We start from the raw sequence: 17,153 nt of genomic DNA, 5'->3' as shown, positions 1-17,153 counted from the left end.
TATGATCGAGGACCTCTATCGTTACCCGCTCAAGGGATTTCCTGCGCAGCGTCTGGAAGTCGTTGATCTCAACGTGGGCCAAGGGATCGCTGGTGATCGCGCGCTTGCACTTGGGTTCAACTCGCAACATGTTGAACCTGCGGGGGGATGGACGCCCTGCCAAGCGTTTCAACGTATGAGTATTCGCCCAGATCTAACGCGCTACCAACTCGATGTGCTGGATGAAACGCTTAGATTGACGTCCCCACAGGGGCTGGTTGAGCACATTGATCAAGACAGCAAATGTTTGGTCAATTTAGCAAAAAATTTTGGTGAGAAGACGCCGGTGCATCGCAGGGAAGAAGGCGGCGGATATTGGGACCATCCCGATGCTGCACTCTCGATCATCAATATTGCGACCATTGAAGAAATTGCGAAAACCCTCAAGAGACCTATTGCCCCTTTGCAGTTTCGGGCAAACATTTACGTCCGCGCGGAGCCTTGGGCGGAATTTCACTGGCTGGGGCAGTCTCTTGAGGTCGGCGACGCGCGGATTGACATTATACGCCCAATTGATCGGTGCAAAACGACGTCAGTGAATGTTGACACGGGTGAGCTTGACGTAAATATGCCAGCCGCACTGCAACAGCACTTTGGCCACATGTTTTGCGGCGTCTACGCTTCGGTTCGCAATACTGGGCGGATAGGCACCCCTGCTATTGCTCAGATCACGCCGAGCGCAGGCCAATCTGCGGTCCGCAAGGCCGCATCCGTTTCCTCCGCCCCGTCTTTGCCGCATTGGCCACGGCCCGCGACTATCTGTGAAACACGCCATGAAGCCGAAGATATAAAATCCATTTGGATCGAGGACAGCCTTTCGGACATCGGCGCACTCAGCGATTTCAAAGCCGGTCAGTATATCCGCATTCATGGTCTGGGCGGCGAGAGAATTTGGCGGAGTTATACAGTCTCGGCAGTACAAGAAGGCAAACTCCGTGTCACCGTCAAGCGTGACATCGGTGTTGGGTCACAGGCCATGCACAACCTCGTTGCAGGCGATATGGTCACGTTGACAGGCCCCTTTGGTGAGGCAACTCTGCGCGATCCTTGCAAGGCCATTCATTTTGTGAGCGCGGGCATCGGCATCACGCCGATTGTTGCAAAACTAAGCGCGCTCGCAGTGTCAAAATACACCGGTCCTATTGTTGTGCATCACGTTGCGCGTGATCCGGAAAAATTGGCACTGTGGGACGAAATTGAACAGGCTGCGGCGGCATTTCCCAATATCAAATTGCATCTTTATCTTACGCAAAATACGGGTGACCGGAGAGCGGCACATCACGGACGCCCAAATTGTCACGCCGTGATTGCACAGGCCAATATAGCCCAAGCCGATATCCATATTTGTGGGCCCAACGGGTTTGTTAGAAGTTTGGATGACCACATAGAAGCGGCGAATATTCCAAGGGAACGGATTTTCCGCGATTCATTTAGCTCTCCAAGTGTTACAGTAAATATGCGGGAAATAGCCCCTTCACCGCCAATCAAAGTTACTCTGAGCAGATCTAACATCATCGATTATTGGAGACCGCAAGACGGCACCTTACTTGAATTCGCTGAAAAACGCGGTGTCATTACGCCCTCGCATTGTCGCGCAGGCATTTGCAACACTTGCCAGTGCAACGTGATAGCTGGGGCGACCGAACGGCTTGTCGGGGAAGAAGGCGAAGATCGTGAGAGAACGTTGCTTTGCACCTCAATTCCCACTGAAACTCTGACGTTGGATATTTAAAATGGGTAAGCGCGGGCATTCATGCACGAATGTCGTGTGGTAAACTGGTACACTAAATCAGAACCCGTTAGTGTTGCCACCTCACTGCTTGTAAAATGGATATCTCCGGCGACCTCGCGGGCGCATACGACGAGCAGCGCCTTCAACTCAGAACCGCATAGCGGACCTCCGTGCGCTATGCGGCGCGCATCTCGTTCCCGCTCTTTAAGTCGAAAAGTGCGTGGTGCAGCAAATTGGGCCAAATCACTCGCCCGTTAATGTCGCGAATGGCCCAGTGCCGCCGTTTGCGACAATATCAAATGCTGCGGCGCAGTCCGTCATTGCAGACATTGGTGAAAAACCGCAGCGTTTTCTCATGCACTAACGTCGGTTGTCCAGAATAATGCCGCCGCCCAGAACAGCAAACAAATTTCAGTCCGGACCTTGCGAGTTTAACAAGCGGGACAGCAATGCGGCTTGGTTATGGGTGTCGGTCTTTTCAAACATTCGCCTAACTTGAGTGCGCAAAGTATTTATCGAAACCCCAAGCTCCAACGCTGCAGTTCCCAAATCTTGTCCCAAAGCGAGTAACTCAGCGAGTTTCAATTGCGCGGGCGAAAGTCCGAACGTTGGGACCGCAGCTTCCAATCGCCCACGTAACAAAAACTCATCATCAAACGATATCAACACCCGCTCTTGCTCGGTTGCGATCCAGCAAAAAATAGGATGGCCAGCCTCGTTTTCGCCAAGTGGGACAATACTGGCTGGTTCACTCTGAAAGCCGCGCGGCAGATTTGTTGCGAGACGGTTTTTGGCGCGTTCAATAGCCTTCTGAAGATCTGTGTCAAATTTCCTAATCCGTGCATGGAGTCTTCCGCCTGAAACCACCAACCCAGAATGAGCCCCTAGCCGTTCGCTGGCCAACTTATTGATGCGAGCGACACGCCCGTCAGCCGTGAGTTCTATGAGCGGAACATCCTCGCGGCGAATTCCGGGAACAACGACAATCAAGCATATTATCTTCCAAGAGCCCTTAAATTTCTGAATGATTTTAACTTCATGCGACATCGGCGAAACATGCATTTTCGGAACGTGTTTAACTGCAATCTGATCATAGGAAATCCATGCCATATCAGCGGTTATTTGAAACTGAATATTTTCCCATCGCAGTAAATCACGCGCTTCAAAGTTTTGCGGAAATTGGCGAAAGCCCTCTTGAAAACGAAGGAGCAGTTCATCCCAGCCAGAATGAATGCGGGTACCGACTTGCGGCCCAGAGATAATGCGCCGCACTTCGGGCCCGTGATGCCAATGATCGACGAAGGCATCAAAGTCGCCGTGGTAATAGCTTTCTTGTTCCGACCGCAGGAAGGTAAGGATTTCTTCCTCTTCATCTGTAAAAGGCATTGATCGGCTCCACTTGTTTGCCAACTGCACGCTTTCATCCCATGTGGCAGGAGGTTAAAATGACTCTACCTCAACTGTGACGTTTACCTAGGCTCAAAATCGCAATCGAACGCGAGTATTGGGCAACTGTGCCACCCAATACGCGCATTCTTTGCCACACTGCACGCCGTTGCACACGGCGTTCCTCGGCGCGCAAAATTGAGCGTTCCATCGCGTCCTGATCGAAGCGGAACTGATTGTTGGGAAGGCGTTGAGCGGATAGTATTTGACTGAAGTCCATGATGAGTTTCTCCTTGTTGCCACTTCATCATAGTCAATACTCGTGCCGCCACGTGTCATCCCAATGCATGACACGTGGACCTTTCGGGAGCCTAAGCGGACCGCGGCGAGTAGAGACAAAGCAATGCATACAGGTCGCTGACCTGCGTTTGGCTTGAACCCGCGATGGCGCAACCCAGCCATAAAAAACGGCCCTTTAAGCATTTCGACGTCCAGTGTCTTCGGGCAGCCTTTTCCACCGTTTCGACTGATCTAGGGGAGCGTTATTCGTATTGAATGATAATGGATTCAAAGTCCTCTTTGCTGGTCACCGTGGTGTGGTGACCTTTTCCATGCTTGTCTTCCATATGCCAAACGTCACCCGGGCCAATGTCGCGGAATTCGCCATCGCTGGCCGTCACTCTTACTGTGCCCGCGAGACACACTAGTTTTTGCGCGACGGGGGTTGGATGAATTGGTTCATTCCATCCCGACCGCAGCCTCAAAAACATAGCCTGTTTCACGCGTTCTGGCTCTGAGATTTCTATATCTTGAGCTGGTGGCGCAAAGCTGCGTTCTGTCAATGTGACGCTGACATCCATCCAATGACTCTCGCCATTTTCGTCAGCAATTAGTTTTTGAAATTGCATACTGAAAACCCCCATCCTATGCATAGAATTGATTATTGCTGGAATAGAATGCTATGTCTAATGTAACTGACATGAACGGAGCCTTTGGGCCGATCACGACAAAGACAATATGGGCGGAGAGCGTTTGCTCGCTGCGTTCGCAAACTAAATTGGGCAACCTGAAGAAAGAGGACGCTCGGGGCTGCGACCCAGTTTTTTCGATGCGCAAACGCTGCTAACGGCGACAGTGAGCCCATAGCTTAGCTTTTCCGCGTCGCTGCCAATGTCTGCTAACGCGAAGATGAAACAATTTAATGCTTGGATGGTGAATATGCTACCCCGCACAACAGGATAGCTTTGCGACATCCTTTTCGAATGTCTGCGCGGCCAGTTTTAGCCCCTCGACGGTTGTGAGGTAGGGAAAGATCATCGCGCCCAAATCGTCGTAGGTCATGCCCATTTTGAGGGCCATGGCGGCCGTCTGAATGCTATCTGCGCCTTCTGGGGCAATGATGTGCGCTCCAAGGAGCTTCTTACTTTCCTTCTCCGCAATCAACTTGATGACACCGCGTGTGTCACGCGCAGCCAAAGCACGTGGTACATGCTCCAACCCAAGGACAGATGTGACCACCTCATATCCCAATGTCTTAGCTCGCGTCTCGGTAAGGCCGACACTGGCCACTTGTGGGTCAGAGAAAACAACAGCAGGCATGATGCTATTGTCATAGCTCAGGGTGTTTCCGTTCATCGCGTTTTTGGCCGCGAGCTTTGCGCCATAAGCGGCCATATAGACGAACTGATCGGTTCCGGTCACATCGCCTGTGGCATAAACGCCGTCCCGCGTGCTGCGCATTTGAGGATCAATCACAATTCCGCCGCGTGCATTCGTGTCGATACCGGCGACATCAAGCGCCAAAGAACCCGTGTTTGGGGCACGGCCTGTCGCCAGCATCAGCTTTTCGGCTTTGATCTCGACTGCGACGCCATTGTGTTTGGCGTGAAGGATGACAGTCTCGTCCGACTTTTCAAATCTATCATATGACAATCCGTCCAGCACTTTGATGCCTTCATCGGCGAAGGCTTTCGTCAGGGCTTCGCTGACTTCCGGTTCCGCCTCTGGCAGCAAACCGCGACGCGTGACGATGGTCACTGCGACGCCAGCTCGGGCGAAGATCTGAGCAAGCTCAACGCCAATATACCCGCCCCCCATCACCATCAGCGATTTTGGAAGTTGCGCCTGCTCAAGTGCCGAGGTGCTGTCCAGCCAATCGATACCGTCCAGTCCGAGTATATCTGGAACATGCGGGGAGGAACCCGTTGCGATGATGATTTTTGGCGCGCAAATGGTACGACCGCCAATGTGTAAGGAACCATCTTTCGCGAAACTTGCCTGACCTTCAATGTACGTAATGCCCTCATAGTTTGGCAGAACATCAACGTATTTTGCGACGCGCAGATCATCCACCAAGGCTTGTTTTTGGGCCACCATTGCCGCCCAATCCGTCACTCTTGCCGTGGCCTCCACGCCGTCAAAGCGGGCGGCACCTTTGGCTGAGTGAAGTGTTTCGACCGCACGGATCATCGCTTTAGACGGGACGCATCCGACGTTGACGCAAGTGCCACCGATGGTTCCGTAGCCTATAAGAGCAACCCGCGCTCCATCCTCCGCTGCGGTGATTGCAGCGGAAAAGCCAGCCGAGCCAGCCCCAATGACAGCGAGGTCAAATGTATCGGCATCCACCGCGTTTGGATTCAGTAATTCAAGCATGATGTTGGGTCTCTCAATTTCACGAATTACTGTCGTCGCCCACAAGCTCAGCCTCATAACCCGCAGACGTAGAGGCGCGTGCGATATCATCTGCACTGGTCATGGCATCATCAAAGACAACCAGCGCTGTGCGTGTGTCAGAATCTGCGCTCACTGAATTAACGCCCTGTACCGCGCCCATCGCAGATTCAACGATAAAGGGGCAGCTTGCGCAGGTCATACCAGGAACAGAGAATGTCACTGTTTGCTCAGCCGCAAAGATAGGGCTGGCGGCCATAAAACCAAGCAGGGCCAAAACGGAAGTGTGGAGTTTCATTGTATGTCCTTTCAAAGACCAAGAAGAATGGGAGCAACGACCGGCGCGATCCAATTCCAGAACAGCGCGATCACGATAAGAAATGTTGATGCCCACAGCGCGGATTTTACCAACCGGTTGGGAAGTGGGCGGGCACAAGTGTCACCCTCGGCACAGGCTTTGGGCGTGCGGTAAACCATCCAGTAGCCGTAGCCGAGAAACCCCAGCGTAATCACAATGAAGATTGGCTTGTACGGTTCAAGGGCCGTCAGATTGCCGATCCATGCACCGGATATACCAAGACTGAATAGGATCAACGGAACAATGCAGCACGTAGAGGCGGCAAGAGCGCCAAGAATGCCGCCCGCAGCAACCATACGCGCCTTTCGGCTGTCAGGGTCGCTCTGGTTTAGGTCAGCGTCTATGGTGTCAGTCATGCAGGCCCTCGCAATTCAGGTTTCTTCATGTAAGATGCGGTCTGTAGCCACTACAGAAACAAGGGGTTTTTTCGATGTCCGACTTCACGAATGCGCGAGGGTATCCCATTGGCGAAATGTCCAAGCGAACCGGCGTGAATATTGAAACAATTCGCTACTATGAACGCATCGACATCATGCCGAAGCCGGATCGCACGGCAGGTGGCAATCGCCAATACAACCACGACCAGCTCAAGCGGCTGTCCTTTATCAAAACGTCCCGCGAACTTGGGTTCAGCATTGATGAAATCCGCCAACTGCTGGAAATGGTGGACCGGCAAGATTTCACATGTGGTGAAGTGCATGGATTGACCGTTGGGCACTTGGCGTCAGTGCGCGAAAAGATCAAAGGGCTGCGGAAATTAGAGAAAGCCCTTGTTGGAATGGCCGCAGAGTGCAGCCAAGGCGATGTGCCTGATTGCCCCATCCTTGACACACTGTTCGAAACACGGTGACCTTAGGGTGTTCCACCATGAGGCTAAGCGGACATAAGATAACTCTCGGTCAAACGTCGGTTTGTCCGCACGCCGAGGTTTCAACCGACAAAAATGCTGCACCAATCACCAATCGTCGGTTAGGGCCGTTCACGACATTGATGGGTGAGTGATTTGGCCAATTTCCGCACCGAGCACATTTCGACCTAAGGGGCGGGAACCGGACATTCGCTGCACCACGCACAAATGCCTTCTGTTTTGATAATTATACAATTCACTGAATTGCGTTGTTTCCTAAGTTTAGGCTCAGCTATGCTCCTGAATCTTTGCAAGTTTTCTATTGTGCGTTAACTTTGATCACTCTGTCTGCGGGACGCGCGGGCTATAGAATTGCCGGCTAAATTGGTTGATTGGATAAAAGAGTGTTTAGGGCTCATCCCAATCGCTAAGCACTGAGACATAGGACCAACAACTTAATAGCAGAATCGGCGACACTCTGACAAAATTACGCCTTCATACTTTGGCAACTTGGGGGCAGGAATAAGTGAGCATTCTTTCACGGTTTGGAAACCGCCTTCGAAACCGTATTCCGCCCGGTGAACTTGAAGATCTGGAAAAACTCGAACGAACCAATAGGTTTATACTTTCTGATCTCTCCGCAATGCATGGACCTATATTTAAAATTAAGGAAGAAGACCGACCCCAGATATGTGTTGTTGGTCTGGAGCTTGGTCGTGCGCTCTTGAAAACGTATGCAGAAAGTTTGCAGCCGGTGAATATTGACATTACGCCTGTATTGGCCGCTGGCTTCATGCGCCACATGACCGGCAGCGAGCACATCCACTATCGGGCTGCCTTGACCAAGGCCGTAAACTCTATGAGCGTGGAAGGTACGCAAGAAGATTACAGAGCAATCACTTTAGCTGCGCTTCAAAAGTACTCGGAAGCCAAACTTAAAGGTGACGACGCGGCGTCAATGCTCCACGATACGCTTTCCGAAATTTCCACAGGATTTCTAATCCGTTTGTTCTTTGGCCTGCGTCCTGAAACAGTGGAATTTGCAGAAGTTTGCCAGCTCTTCCAAAGACTTGGTCCCCACGGAGTTGTATGGAATGTGGGCGATAATCAGAAGCTTGCATTTGATGCGCTTGTGGCCAAGTTGGGCACCCTGCTTGCGACAGATGTTGGGGAAACTGACGACTGCGTGATATCGACGATAAATAATAACGGCCAGCTTGACAGCACAATGCTCGGCAACCTGATCTATATGGTCGAGATTGGACGATACGATATGGCTGGCTTGTTTCTGTGGATCTGCAAAAACGCAGGCCTGTCAGGAGAATACAGTGATCAAATCCGAAATGAGGCCGATGTTAAAACGGCTCGCGGCTTGGCGCGTGCCTTTGTGCTCGAAACTCTAAGGCTTGATCAAAGCGAGCGGCTCATTCGTCGTATCACGCAAGGTTTCACCTTCGAAGGTTTTAAGTTCCCCAAAGATTGGCGGGTTCGCATTTGCATGTGGGAATCGCATAAACTGCCCGATAAGTTTGAAAATCCGTTCGATTTTGCACCCTCTCGTTTCATGAATAACGCGCCCTCGCCTAACGTCTATTCCCCATTTGGACTGGACCATCATCAATGCCCGCTTGCCTCTGTGTCGGTCGCTCTGGGGGCGCGTTTTCTAACATGCCTTGTTGGGAATTTCCGTGTCCTGCCAGTGAACGACGGCCCGTCGGTTCGCGGGCCCTACCATTGGGAACCTCCAGTAGATTTCTACGTAGAGCTGCAACATATTTCCGGAGGCGAACATGCGTGATGACAGCGCGCTCGAACTGGAAAAAACTGTTTACGATCTCTTTTCCACTCAGGTCAGACAAACCCCAAATACTCTCGCCGTCCGAGCAAGCGATGGCACGCGCAGCTACGCGCAAGTCGAGGAATTTGCGTTCAAGGTCGCGAGCGCGTTACAAGCAGATGGCCTTGAACGGGAAGAACCAGTAGCCGTTTTCATGCAGCGAACGGCTGATCTTCCGGCGGTGCTTCTGGGTATCATGCGCGCCGGTGGAGCGTATCTCCCGATCGACCTTCAAGAACCGCCGGAACGGGTATCGGCGATGGTGAAGATTGCCGGATGCCGCCGCTCAATTGGCGACCGAAAAACCTTCGAAAAGCTGAGTTCCGGCGGGGGCCCCGAGATCAAGTTTTACGATGTGGATGCGATTGGGAGCGTAAACCACAACCTACCACCGCCACCATCCTCTACGGATCTGGCCTACGTGATATTCACCTCAGGCAGTACGGGCGCGCCGAAAGCTGTGGAAGTCGAACATCAGAGTTTGACCAATGTTTTGGTTGAGGCGCGCAATTTGTTTGAGTTCACCTCGCAGGATACCTTTCTGGGCGTCACTACGCTGGCTTTCGATATTTCGGTTATCGAGTTTTTCTTGCCGTTGATCGTCGGCGCCGACATTTTGTTGCGTGATAAGTCGACACTCCTAAAACCGAGGGAAATCGCGCGTCTCGTCCGCGAAGAAGGTGTAACTGCAATCCACACCGGCCCTTCCGTTTGGTCCGTTATCCTCGATCACGTTCCGGATTTTCCGAGACTGAGGATTGCCGTCAGCGCAGGAGAAGCGGTCACCCCGTCGATGGCAAGAACGATAGCGCGATATGCAGACCAAGCGTGGAATATGTACGGCCCAACGGAAGCTACGGTCTGGGCAACGGGGCATTTACTGGAGCATACGGCGGCGGAGAATTTGATTGATATCTCAGCGCCAATTGGGCGTGAATTTCATGGCGTATCGGTGCGCATCGAAGACACAAACGGCAATCTAGTGGATCAAGGCGTCGAAGGTGAGTTGTTGCTCGGTGATATCTGCGTTGCGAGAGGTTATCGAAATAGACCTGATTTGACAGACGAGCGGTTTGTTTTGCGAGGAGAAACGCGTTTTTATAGAACCGGTGATAGGGTCGCTCGTGGTCCTGCGGGACTTTTGTCGTACAAGGGGCGGTTTGACGATCAAATTAGCATACAGGGCCGCCGCATTGAACCGCGAGAGATCGAAGTTCTGCTTGAGAACGAAGCTGGTATTGCCCAAGCCGCCGCGACTTGGTTTGAAACCGAGAGCCGCACGCGCGCTATTGTGGCTGCCATCGTCCTTGATGGCGAAGAACAGCCAGATTTGTCTTTAGTCCGGAAACACCTCGAAGCTCAAATCCCAGAAGCGATGATACCGGCAAAATATCTTGTGCTGGATAGGTTGCCGATAACAAAAAACGCAAAAGTTGACCGTGCAGCGATCCGTGCTCTTCAAGGCGAGCTAGATGTAACGTCTCTGCCGAGGGAAGCCAAAAGCAATATGACGACAACTGAAGCGATTGTCGCCGAAATCTGGGGCCGCTCAATGCGCGACCCTAACGTTGGCCCTGAATCGAATTTTTTTGCCATCGGCGGTGACAGCCTTGCCGCTGTGAACATCAGCTTGCGATTGGAGCACAAACTGGAATTGTTGTTGCCGTCTCAACTGGTTTTCGAGGCTCCGGTTCTGCGTGATTTTGCTGCCATGGTTGATGAAATCCGGGCCAAGCAGTTTGTGCGCTCCGCCAGCAGTTTCATTTTCCCTTTGGTCGAACGGCCAGAAACCACTCCGGTATTCTTTGTTGGCGTTGATCTGAAAATGGCCCACCGTTGGCGTCTTCCATGCTCGCTTTATGCGGTTGCCTATTGGGCGACTGGGGGGCGAATGGTCGAGATGGAGACCGTCGAGCAACTTGCCGCCACCTACATTGAGAATATTCAAAAATTGCAACCACAGGGGTCGTACAGGATTGCGGGATACTCGTTTGGTGCCTTGGTCGCCCTTGAGATAGCGCAGCAGTTGCAGGCGCTTGGTCGAGATGTTGAACAGCTTTTAATCCTTGACCCCTTTAAGCTTTCACGCACATCTAGCGATGGGACAGAAATGGTCGCCCATCACGAAAGTGCAGCATCTCAAATGTCCAAATACGGCCGAAACAGCATGGGCCGTATTCGTCGGCACGGACTCGCTGGATTGATCACATCTTTGTATAAACCGATCCAAATGATCCGCGGTGGGAACTGGTTGATGTATCAAATATTCCACCTTCACCGCCGTTACCCCAACCTTGTTCAAGAAAGCCTTTTGCCAAAGAAACTCTGGCCTGTTTTCTGGTATTCGGCACGAAGGAAGGCCGGAGAGTATATTGCGAAGCCATACACGGGGAAAACTTTAGCGGTATTCACACCAAAGCAGGGTGGAGAAGATGCGTGGAAGAAGGTTCTGAAGACGGCGAACTTTATGACACTGAGTGCTGATCACGGAGCCATATTCGAGTCCGACGTTTCGGAAAAGTGGGAGACAGAACTGCGAGGAATGCTGGAAAGGCAAACGTCCACCTGACACGGGAAGCGAGTGTCATACAAATTTATACCAACGACTTCAATGCGGGGTGATTTCAATCGGTCGGCGCAACACTTTACTCTTTTTGGAAAGGTGGAGTGTAAATCAGGAAGTATCGGCAACGAACGTTTTATACAGATACGCAGAAGTCGGAGATGTGGGATCCCTCTCAGCCATGCAAGCATCGCCAGTCGGCAGTGGAGGGCCGCGTGGAGCGGGTGAGATCACGTTTGGCGCCGACACTTAATGATCGTGAGGAGATATCGAGGGGGCTGCGTGGAGAGATGTCTTTGCGATCAATTGCAAGATTCCTGAAACGATCAGCCGCCATGGCGCAACCAAAAAGTATCGTGCGGCACGATCAGATGCCGCAGCGTGGGACCCATTGGCGACAGGTGATGGGCACATTCACCGAAAGGGGGTCAGCGCGCAAAACCCTGCAAGCTGGCAGGCAATGCCTATCTCTGCCGCGCCATATCGATCCGTGACAGAGGGCCGAGATCGAAGACCGCGCAGTCCCGGGCCACAGGAAAGGCGATCTGATTGCAGGTTCCGAGAACAAGGACAGAAACAGCGTTACCCAAGCCTTGATCAAACAGTCCCGCAAGCTGGCCAAAGAGATGTATCGCTTACTGACTTGGGACCGCGGGTGCGAGATGGCCGAGTGTGAGATGGTCACCTTAGTGACGAAGATCGACATTTTCTTGGGCGCCCCACACAGCCCCTCTCATCGCTGCAAGCAGCGACTGCCGGGCAATGCATGGCAACGCGGTTCAAACGAAAATACCAACCGCCTGCTACGACAGTACTTTCCAAAGGGCACCGATTTGTCGATACATAATCAAGCAAAGCTGAGCGCCGTCGCAAGACAGCTCAACGAACGACCCCGAATGACGCTCGGATACGAAACCCCCGCAGCGCGTTTAAATGCATGTGTCGCGTCGACCAGTTGAGATCGCCGGACGAAGCTACCGTTCAATATACTCATCTGAACGTCACCTATCTGTTCCGGCCAATACCCATTTTGTTTGTTACCCCTGTGTAACGTTATCTCAAAGCCGTTGCCGTACGGCTAATGAAGTCGCTCAAAGCCGCGACACGCGCGATGTCGCTCCGTCCCTTACGGGAAATTACCCACAGATCATGGTACCGTTGTTTCGGAAGTTGAATGATCGCCAACTCCTGATTTTCAGCAAAGGCATCCACGCCGGATTTTGGCAATATTGTGTACCCTAGCCCCTGCGCAACGGGAATTGGGATTTGGCCGATCTGGTTGACGAAAGTCCTGACTCTTAAGCGATCAGAGCCTTTGTAGTCCTTGGGGAAGTTCAGCGAAAAAAGATCATCTGCATATGCATACCCGTCTGGGTGCGCGACAAAACCAAGCTCGTTTAACTGATTAAGATCAAGTTTTCGCCCAGAAAAGGGTCGCGGAACCACCAAACACAACTCTTCTCGGGCCAATTCATGTGCGTCCAGTCGGGGGTGGCTGATGGGTTCCGCGACGACCCCCAGATCAAACTCTCCATTCAGAACGGATGTCACAATGCTCATATGTGGAGCAGCCGTAACACTGATCACAAGCTCTGGCGCGTGCTGCATCCGATCAAGAATATGCGGATAGAGCCACATGGCAAAGCTGCCGGAACACCCGATGCTGATGTCGCCAACGTCTGGATCATCAGTTTGAATGGTGTCTTGCAATTCGCGCTCTTGCTGACGTCGCGCAAGGCCGATGGCCAGCACGGCTTCACCAGCAGGGGTGAGCGTAAAGGACTTACCATCCTTTGATATCAGCGGTTTGCCGACTTGGGACGCCAGTTTGTGCAGATGCTGCGAAACACCAGGTTGTGTCATCCCCAATAGCTCCGCCGTCCGCGTAAAATGTCCGACGTCGCACAGCGTTGTAAAGGTATCCAACCACGTGGCATTTAGCATGACTGCCTCAAAAAATTATGAAAATCATACAAAATGATAATTTTTAATGCGGGCGCAGTCCATCTAATTCTCTTTCAACACTCTTGAAAGGAAACACCATGCAACCGGCACCACGTTCATTCTCTCATATCGGTCTATCTGTTCCGGATTTAGACAAGGCTATCAAATTCTACGGCGACGTTCTTGGCTTCTATGTCATCATGGAACCTACTGTCATTATCGAAGACGATAGCGACATTGGCCAGATGTGCTCGGACGTTTTTGGCAAAGGTTGGGGGCGCATGCGCATCGCGCACTTAGCGACGGCTGATCGCATCGGGTTTGAGCTGTTCGAATTTGAAGGACACAAGGCACCAGAAGATAACCTTAACTTCAGACAACACGGCATGTTTCATTTTGCCATTCAGGATCCAAACCTTGAAGATCTACTGGAAAAGATTGTTGCGGCCGGTGGCAAACAACGCATGCCAGTGCGCGAATATTTTCCCGACGAGAAACCATATCGCATGGTCTACGTCGAAGACCCTTTTGGGATCGTCTTTGAACTCTACAGTCACAGCTATGAACTGACATACTCTAACGGTGCATACTCCTAAGCCAGACGCCGACATTCACGTTGCAAGTGAGTGTCGGCACTTTGGCCTCGTTCCAGACCTTCGCTGCAATCATTTCCGACGGCAACTTAACCGAATCTGTCAAACCACGATTGATGAGAGCGGGGGGAGCTTCTAGTGTGTCCACCAGCGACGAACTTAATCGTCAAGACATGAGGCTTGGATGAGCATTGTTATTTTCCTAGATTTTATAGGCGTCACACTTTTCGCAGTGACTGGGGCACTGGTGGCGTCACGCAAACAGTTGGATATCATCGGCTTCATATTCTTGGCGATGGTTACTGGCACAGGTGGTGGAACCGTTCGCGATCTCATACTTGGGGTGCCCGTGTTTTGGGTTGAACAACCGCTGTTCATTCTGGTCTGCACGGTGGCAGCAGTTGTAACGTTTTTCATCGCGCACTTTCTGGAGTCGCGCTACCTTTGGTTGTTATGGCTCGATGCGGCCGCGCTGGCTGCCTATGCCGTGTTTGGCGCCTATAAAGGGTTGCTTGTCACCGGATCGCCAGTGATAGCGGTCGTGATGGGGGTACTCACCGGAGGGCTTGGCGGTGTGTTTCGAGATATTTTAGCCAGCGAGCCTTCGGTTTTGATGCGCAAAGATATCTATCTCCTTGCGGCGATGGTTGGCGGTTTGACTTATGTCGGTATTCTAGGGGCCGGAGTTGATCAATTTGTGGCGGCCGGCCTAGGATTTATTCTGGCGTTCCTGACACGCAGCGGAGCGCTGGCTTATGGTTGGAGTATGCCTGTATATCGCTCACGTCCAGGGCGCGACCCTGAGGTCAGCCTTGATGCTGCCAACCGCAACAACCCTGATTAATCTTATTGTTAATGCTGCAGTCGACAAAAAGGGCGGAGAGTCGCCCGTCGCTGCAAATTGCTCCAATGCCCGCTTTTCGCACAACCTCAATTTGAAACCGTGCCAAACGAAACGCTAAGCACACCAAGGTAGATTGTGGCGGCATACTCATACTTCGGAGCTGGGACTCAAAGAGCAGACCGACCGTACGGTAGCCTCGTCAGTCATTCGCCAGTCGCTTATTCATGGAGACGGTGTTGCCGCTTCGGGCCATCTCAGTCCATCCCAAGTGCTGATAGAGGCGAACATTCTCAGGCATATCGACGTGGGTGTTCAGACGTATTTCACAAAATCCTTGCCGCTTGGCCTCACATTCTGAAAGCTCGATCAGTTTGCGTCCTAAGCCCTTCCCACCATGATCGGGGTGAACCGCCAAGTTCGCGAGTTTCATAAATCCATCACCGGTAATAAGAACGAGTCCGGCAATAACCTCCTCGCCTTGCACGGCGACCCAGACCTGATTGTTGGCAATGTCGTCCGCACACCCGTCGGAAACCGACGGCATATCAGAGATGCGCTCCGCGTATTGGGCATATGCCGCGTCAATGCAGGCTGCCAATGCACTAGCATCCGTCGCTTGTGCGGGGCGAATTACTGGATTTTTAATTCTCAAATCATTTCCTTCCTTCAGGCTTGTTTCATGTACCTCTGATCATAGCGCGGAACTCAAAGTCATTGAAGCGGACCTTGGCTGCATCGCAGAAGATAGGTAAAATGGGCGGCGATCTCAACGGGTCGACGCGACACATGCATTTAAACGCGCTGCGGGGGGTCGTATCCGAGCGTCATTCGGGGTCGTTCGTTGAGCTGTCTTGCGACGGCGCTCAGCTTTGCTTGATTATGTATCGACAAATCCGTGCCTTTTGGGAAGTACTGTCGTAGCAGGCGGTTGGTATTTTCGTTTGAACCGCGTTGCCATGCATTGCCCGGCAGTCGCTGCTTGCAGCGATGAGAGGGGCTGTGTGGGGCGCCCAAGAAAATGTCGATCTTCGTCACTAAGGTGACCATCTCACACTCGGCCATCTCGCACCCGCGGTCCCAAGTCAGTGAGCGGTACAGCTCTTTGGCCAGCTTGCGGGACTGTTTGATCAAGGCTTGGGTAACGCTGTTTCTGTCCTTGTTCTCGGAACCTGCAATCAGATCGCCTTTCCTGTGGCCCGGGACTGCGCGGTCTTCGATCTCGGCCCTCTGTCACGGATCGATATGGCACGGCAGAGATAGGCATTGCCTGCCAGCTTGCAGGGTTTTGCGCGCTGACCCCCTTTCGGTGAATGTGCCCATCACCTGTCGCCAATGGGTCCCACGCTGCGGCATCTGATCGTGCCGCACGATACTTTTTGGTTGCGCCATGGCGGCTGATCGTTTCAGGAATCTTGCAATTGATCGCAAAGACATCTCTCCACGCAGCCCCCTCGATATCTCCTCACGATCATTAAGTGTCGGCGCCAAACGTGATCTCACCCGCTCCGCGCGGCCCTCCACTGCCGACTGGCGATGCTTGCATGGCTGAGAGGGATCCCACATCTCCGACTTCTGCGTATCTGTATAAAACGTTCGTCGCCGATACTTCCTGATTTACACTCCACCTTTCCAAAAAGAGTAAAGTATTGCGTCGACCGATTGAAATCACCTGTCATTGAAGTCGTTGGTACATATATTAGCGAATAGCCGCTTTTAGCAAAATTATTCTGCTGCAAATATCCTCGTCACCATTGCAGAAAACCGTGGCGAGCGACAACGAGCTCATACCGTTACTGCAAGTATCCACGTCGAAGAACAGAACAAAACTGGGAGAAAACGGCATACCCTATGTGTAAACAGTATTTAGGGATTTGATGAAAAACAATGTGGGTCATTGTTCCAATTGGTCGGGATGGAAGGATTCGAAACTTCGACATACAGCACCAATAACCACCTAAATCTTTAGAAAAAAAGAGAATTATTACAAATGGGCCCAATTTCCTCGATTATAAATCAATAGGGTACACGTGAAATGTAAACGAGTTTTTAGCTTAACGTAACGAGCCCCATATGTTCTAGAAAGCGGAATGCGTTGCATTCTGTCTCTTTCCCTGCAGTCGGAGAACAAAAATCGGGCCCAACTTTTTATCGCATTTGTGTAAACCAGGGCTGTAGACCATCACTTTAGAATTCAAGATACCGCACGAGACTGGTTCCCAACGCCCTCGCAAACGAAAGGGGCGAGCCTCTTAAGCCCGCCCCTTTATGCATTCAATTGCGCCTCTTTAAACGAAATCAAAGTCGCTTGCGGTGAGGTCTGCGCGGTCGAGGCCGGTG

The 17,153-nt window shown here is 52.0% G+C and carries 14 protein-coding genes and 2 pseudogenes; 7 read left to right on the top strand and 9 right to left on the bottom strand.

The genetic code is table 11. The features are described 5' to 3' along the window. The first annotated feature begins 1 nt into the window (after window position 1). Window positions 2–1,771: a 2Fe-2S iron-sulfur cluster-binding protein gene (locus tag AB9F29_RS13960; protein ID WP_369756223.1), complete on the top strand. Its 1,770-nt coding sequence runs from the start codon at window positions 2–4 to the stop codon at window positions 1,769–1,771. 411 nt (window positions 1,772–2,182) lie between these two features. Here AB9F29_RS13960 and AB9F29_RS13955 read toward each other — a convergent pair whose 3' ends face one another. The 6 genes from AB9F29_RS13955 to AB9F29_RS13930 all read right to left on the bottom strand — a co-directional run bounded on the left by AB9F29_RS13955 (window position 2,183) and on the right by AB9F29_RS13930 (window position 6,544). Continuing rightward, window positions 2,183–3,157, bottom strand: coding sequence for a helix-turn-helix transcriptional regulator (locus tag AB9F29_RS13955; protein ID WP_369756121.1), 975 nt, complete (start codon window positions 3,155–3,157; stop codon window positions 2,183–2,185). 70 nt (window positions 3,158–3,227) lie between these two features. After that, window positions 3,228–3,437, bottom strand: a complete 210-nt coding sequence (locus AB9F29_RS13950; RefSeq protein WP_369756120.1) for a hypothetical protein — start codon at window positions 3,435–3,437, stop codon at window positions 3,228–3,230. Window positions 3,438–3,699: 262 nt separating this feature from the next. Further along, on the bottom strand, window positions 3,700–4,065 hold the full coding sequence (locus AB9F29_RS13945) for a cupin (protein WP_369756118.1): 366 nt from the start codon (window positions 4,063–4,065) through the stop codon (window positions 3,700–3,702). A 313-nt stretch (window positions 4,066–4,378) separates the two neighbouring features. Beyond that, on the bottom strand, window positions 4,379–5,812 hold the full coding sequence (gene merA / locus AB9F29_RS13940; protein WP_369756117.1) for a mercury(II) reductase: 1,434 nt from the start codon (window positions 5,810–5,812) through the stop codon (window positions 4,379–4,381). Window positions 5,813–5,831: 19 nt separating this feature from the next. After that, window positions 5,832–6,128 (bottom strand): heavy-metal-associated domain-containing protein, encoded by a 297-nt coding sequence (locus AB9F29_RS13935; protein WP_369756115.1) that lies wholly within the window; start codon window positions 6,126–6,128, stop codon window positions 5,832–5,834. Window positions 6,129–6,139: 11 nt separating this feature from the next. Then, a complete protein-coding gene (locus AB9F29_RS13930) occupies window positions 6,140–6,544 on the bottom strand; it encodes a mercuric transporter MerT family protein (protein ID WP_335586631.1) in 405 nt (134 codons plus the stop codon). Between the two features lie 74 nt (window positions 6,545–6,618). Here AB9F29_RS13930 and AB9F29_RS13925 point away from each other — a divergent pair, with 74 nt between their 5' ends. The 4 genes and pseudogenes from AB9F29_RS13925 to AB9F29_RS13910 form a co-directional block, all read left to right on the top strand. Next, entirely contained in the window at window positions 6,619–7,038 is a 420-nt protein-coding gene (locus AB9F29_RS13925) for a helix-turn-helix domain-containing protein (protein WP_369756114.1), read from the top strand. Window positions 7,039–7,561: 523 nt separating this feature from the next. Continuing rightward, window positions 7,562–8,833, top strand: a complete 1,272-nt coding sequence (locus AB9F29_RS13920) for a cytochrome P450 (protein ID WP_369756113.1) — start codon at window positions 7,562–7,564, stop codon at window positions 8,831–8,833. Continuing rightward, window positions 8,826–11,441 (top strand): amino acid adenylation domain-containing protein, encoded by a 2,616-nt coding sequence (locus AB9F29_RS13915; RefSeq protein WP_369756112.1) that lies wholly within the window; start codon window positions 8,826–8,828, stop codon window positions 11,439–11,441. The genes AB9F29_RS13920 and AB9F29_RS13915 overlap by 8 nt, the downstream gene beginning before the upstream one ends. A 761-nt stretch (window positions 11,442–12,202) precedes the next feature. Then, window positions 12,203–12,394, top strand: a pseudogene (locus AB9F29_RS13910) (transposase); the annotation flags it as partial. 94 nt (window positions 12,395–12,488) lie between these two features. Here the strand turns inward: AB9F29_RS13910 and AB9F29_RS13905 are convergent. Next, window positions 12,489–13,379 (bottom strand): LysR family transcriptional regulator, encoded by an 891-nt coding sequence (locus AB9F29_RS13905; RefSeq protein ID WP_369756111.1) that lies wholly within the window; start codon window positions 13,377–13,379, stop codon window positions 12,489–12,491. Window positions 13,380–13,477: 98 nt separating this feature from the next. Here AB9F29_RS13905 and AB9F29_RS13900 point away from each other — a divergent pair, with 98 nt between their 5' ends. Together AB9F29_RS13900 and AB9F29_RS13895 are read left to right on the top strand one after the other, a co-directional pair. Next, entirely contained in the window at window positions 13,478–13,975 is a 498-nt protein-coding gene (locus AB9F29_RS13900; protein ID WP_369756110.1) for a lactoylglutathione lyase family protein, read from the top strand. Window positions 13,976–14,156: 181 nt separating this feature from the next. Beyond that, on the top strand, window positions 14,157–14,816 hold the full coding sequence (locus AB9F29_RS13895; protein WP_369756109.1) for a trimeric intracellular cation channel family protein: 660 nt from the start codon (window positions 14,157–14,159) through the stop codon (window positions 14,814–14,816). A 199-nt stretch (window positions 14,817–15,015) separates the two neighbouring features. Here AB9F29_RS13895 and AB9F29_RS13890 read toward each other — a convergent pair whose 3' ends face one another. Continuing rightward, a complete protein-coding gene (locus AB9F29_RS13890; RefSeq protein WP_369756108.1) occupies window positions 15,016–15,468 on the bottom strand; it encodes a GNAT family N-acetyltransferase in 453 nt (150 codons plus the stop codon). A gap of 114 nt (window positions 15,469–15,582) precedes the next feature. Beyond that, window positions 15,583–15,773: pseudogene (locus AB9F29_RS13885) on the bottom strand (transposase); the annotation flags it as partial. Between the last annotated feature and the right edge of the window lie 1,380 nt (window positions 15,774–17,153).

Source organism: Falsihalocynthiibacter sp. S25ZX9 (assembly GCF_041205405.1).
GTDB classification, from domain to species: Bacteria; Pseudomonadota; Alphaproteobacteria; order Rhodobacterales; family Rhodobacteraceae; genus Falsihalocynthiibacter; species Falsihalocynthiibacter arcticus.
The sequence above is the reverse complement of the archived record's forward strand: the minus strand, read 5'-3'. Positions and strand labels throughout refer to the sequence as shown.

Coding starts and splice junctions, on each gene's coding strand:
- AB9F29_RS13960 (WP_369756223.1), top strand. CDS start 2: ATGATCGAGGACCTCTATCGTTACCCGCTCAAGGGATTTCCTGCGCAG.
- AB9F29_RS13905 (WP_369756111.1), bottom strand. CDS start 13,379: ATGCTAAATGCCACGTGGTTGGATACCTTTACAACGCTGTGCGACGTC.
- AB9F29_RS13925 (WP_369756114.1), top strand. CDS start 6,619: ATGTCCGACTTCACGAATGCGCGAGGGTATCCCATTGGCGAAATGTCC.
- AB9F29_RS13945 (WP_369756118.1), bottom strand. CDS start 4,065: ATGCAATTTCAAAAACTAATTGCTGACGAAAATGGCGAGAGTCATTGG.
- AB9F29_RS13930 (WP_335586631.1), bottom strand. CDS start 6,544: ATGACTGACACCATAGACGCTGACCTAAACCAGAGCGACCCTGACAGC.
- AB9F29_RS13915 (WP_369756112.1), top strand. CDS start 8,826: ATGCGTGATGACAGCGCGCTCGAACTGGAAAAAACTGTTTACGATCTC.
- AB9F29_RS13935 (WP_369756115.1), bottom strand. CDS start 6,128: ATGAAACTCCACACTTCCGTTTTGGCCCTGCTTGGTTTTATGGCCGCC.
- AB9F29_RS13900 (WP_369756110.1), top strand. CDS start 13,478: ATGCAACCGGCACCACGTTCATTCTCTCATATCGGTCTATCTGTTCCG.
- AB9F29_RS13895 (WP_369756109.1), top strand. CDS start 14,157: ATGAGCATTGTTATTTTCCTAGATTTTATAGGCGTCACACTTTTCGCA.
- AB9F29_RS13950 (WP_369756120.1), bottom strand. CDS start 3,437: ATGGACTTCAGTCAAATACTATCCGCTCAACGCCTTCCCAACAATCAG.
- AB9F29_RS13955 (WP_369756121.1), bottom strand. CDS start 3,157: ATGCCTTTTACAGATGAAGAGGAAGAAATCCTTACCTTCCTGCGGTCG.
- merA (WP_369756117.1), bottom strand. CDS start 5,812: ATGCTTGAATTACTGAATCCAAACGCGGTGGATGCCGATACATTTGAC.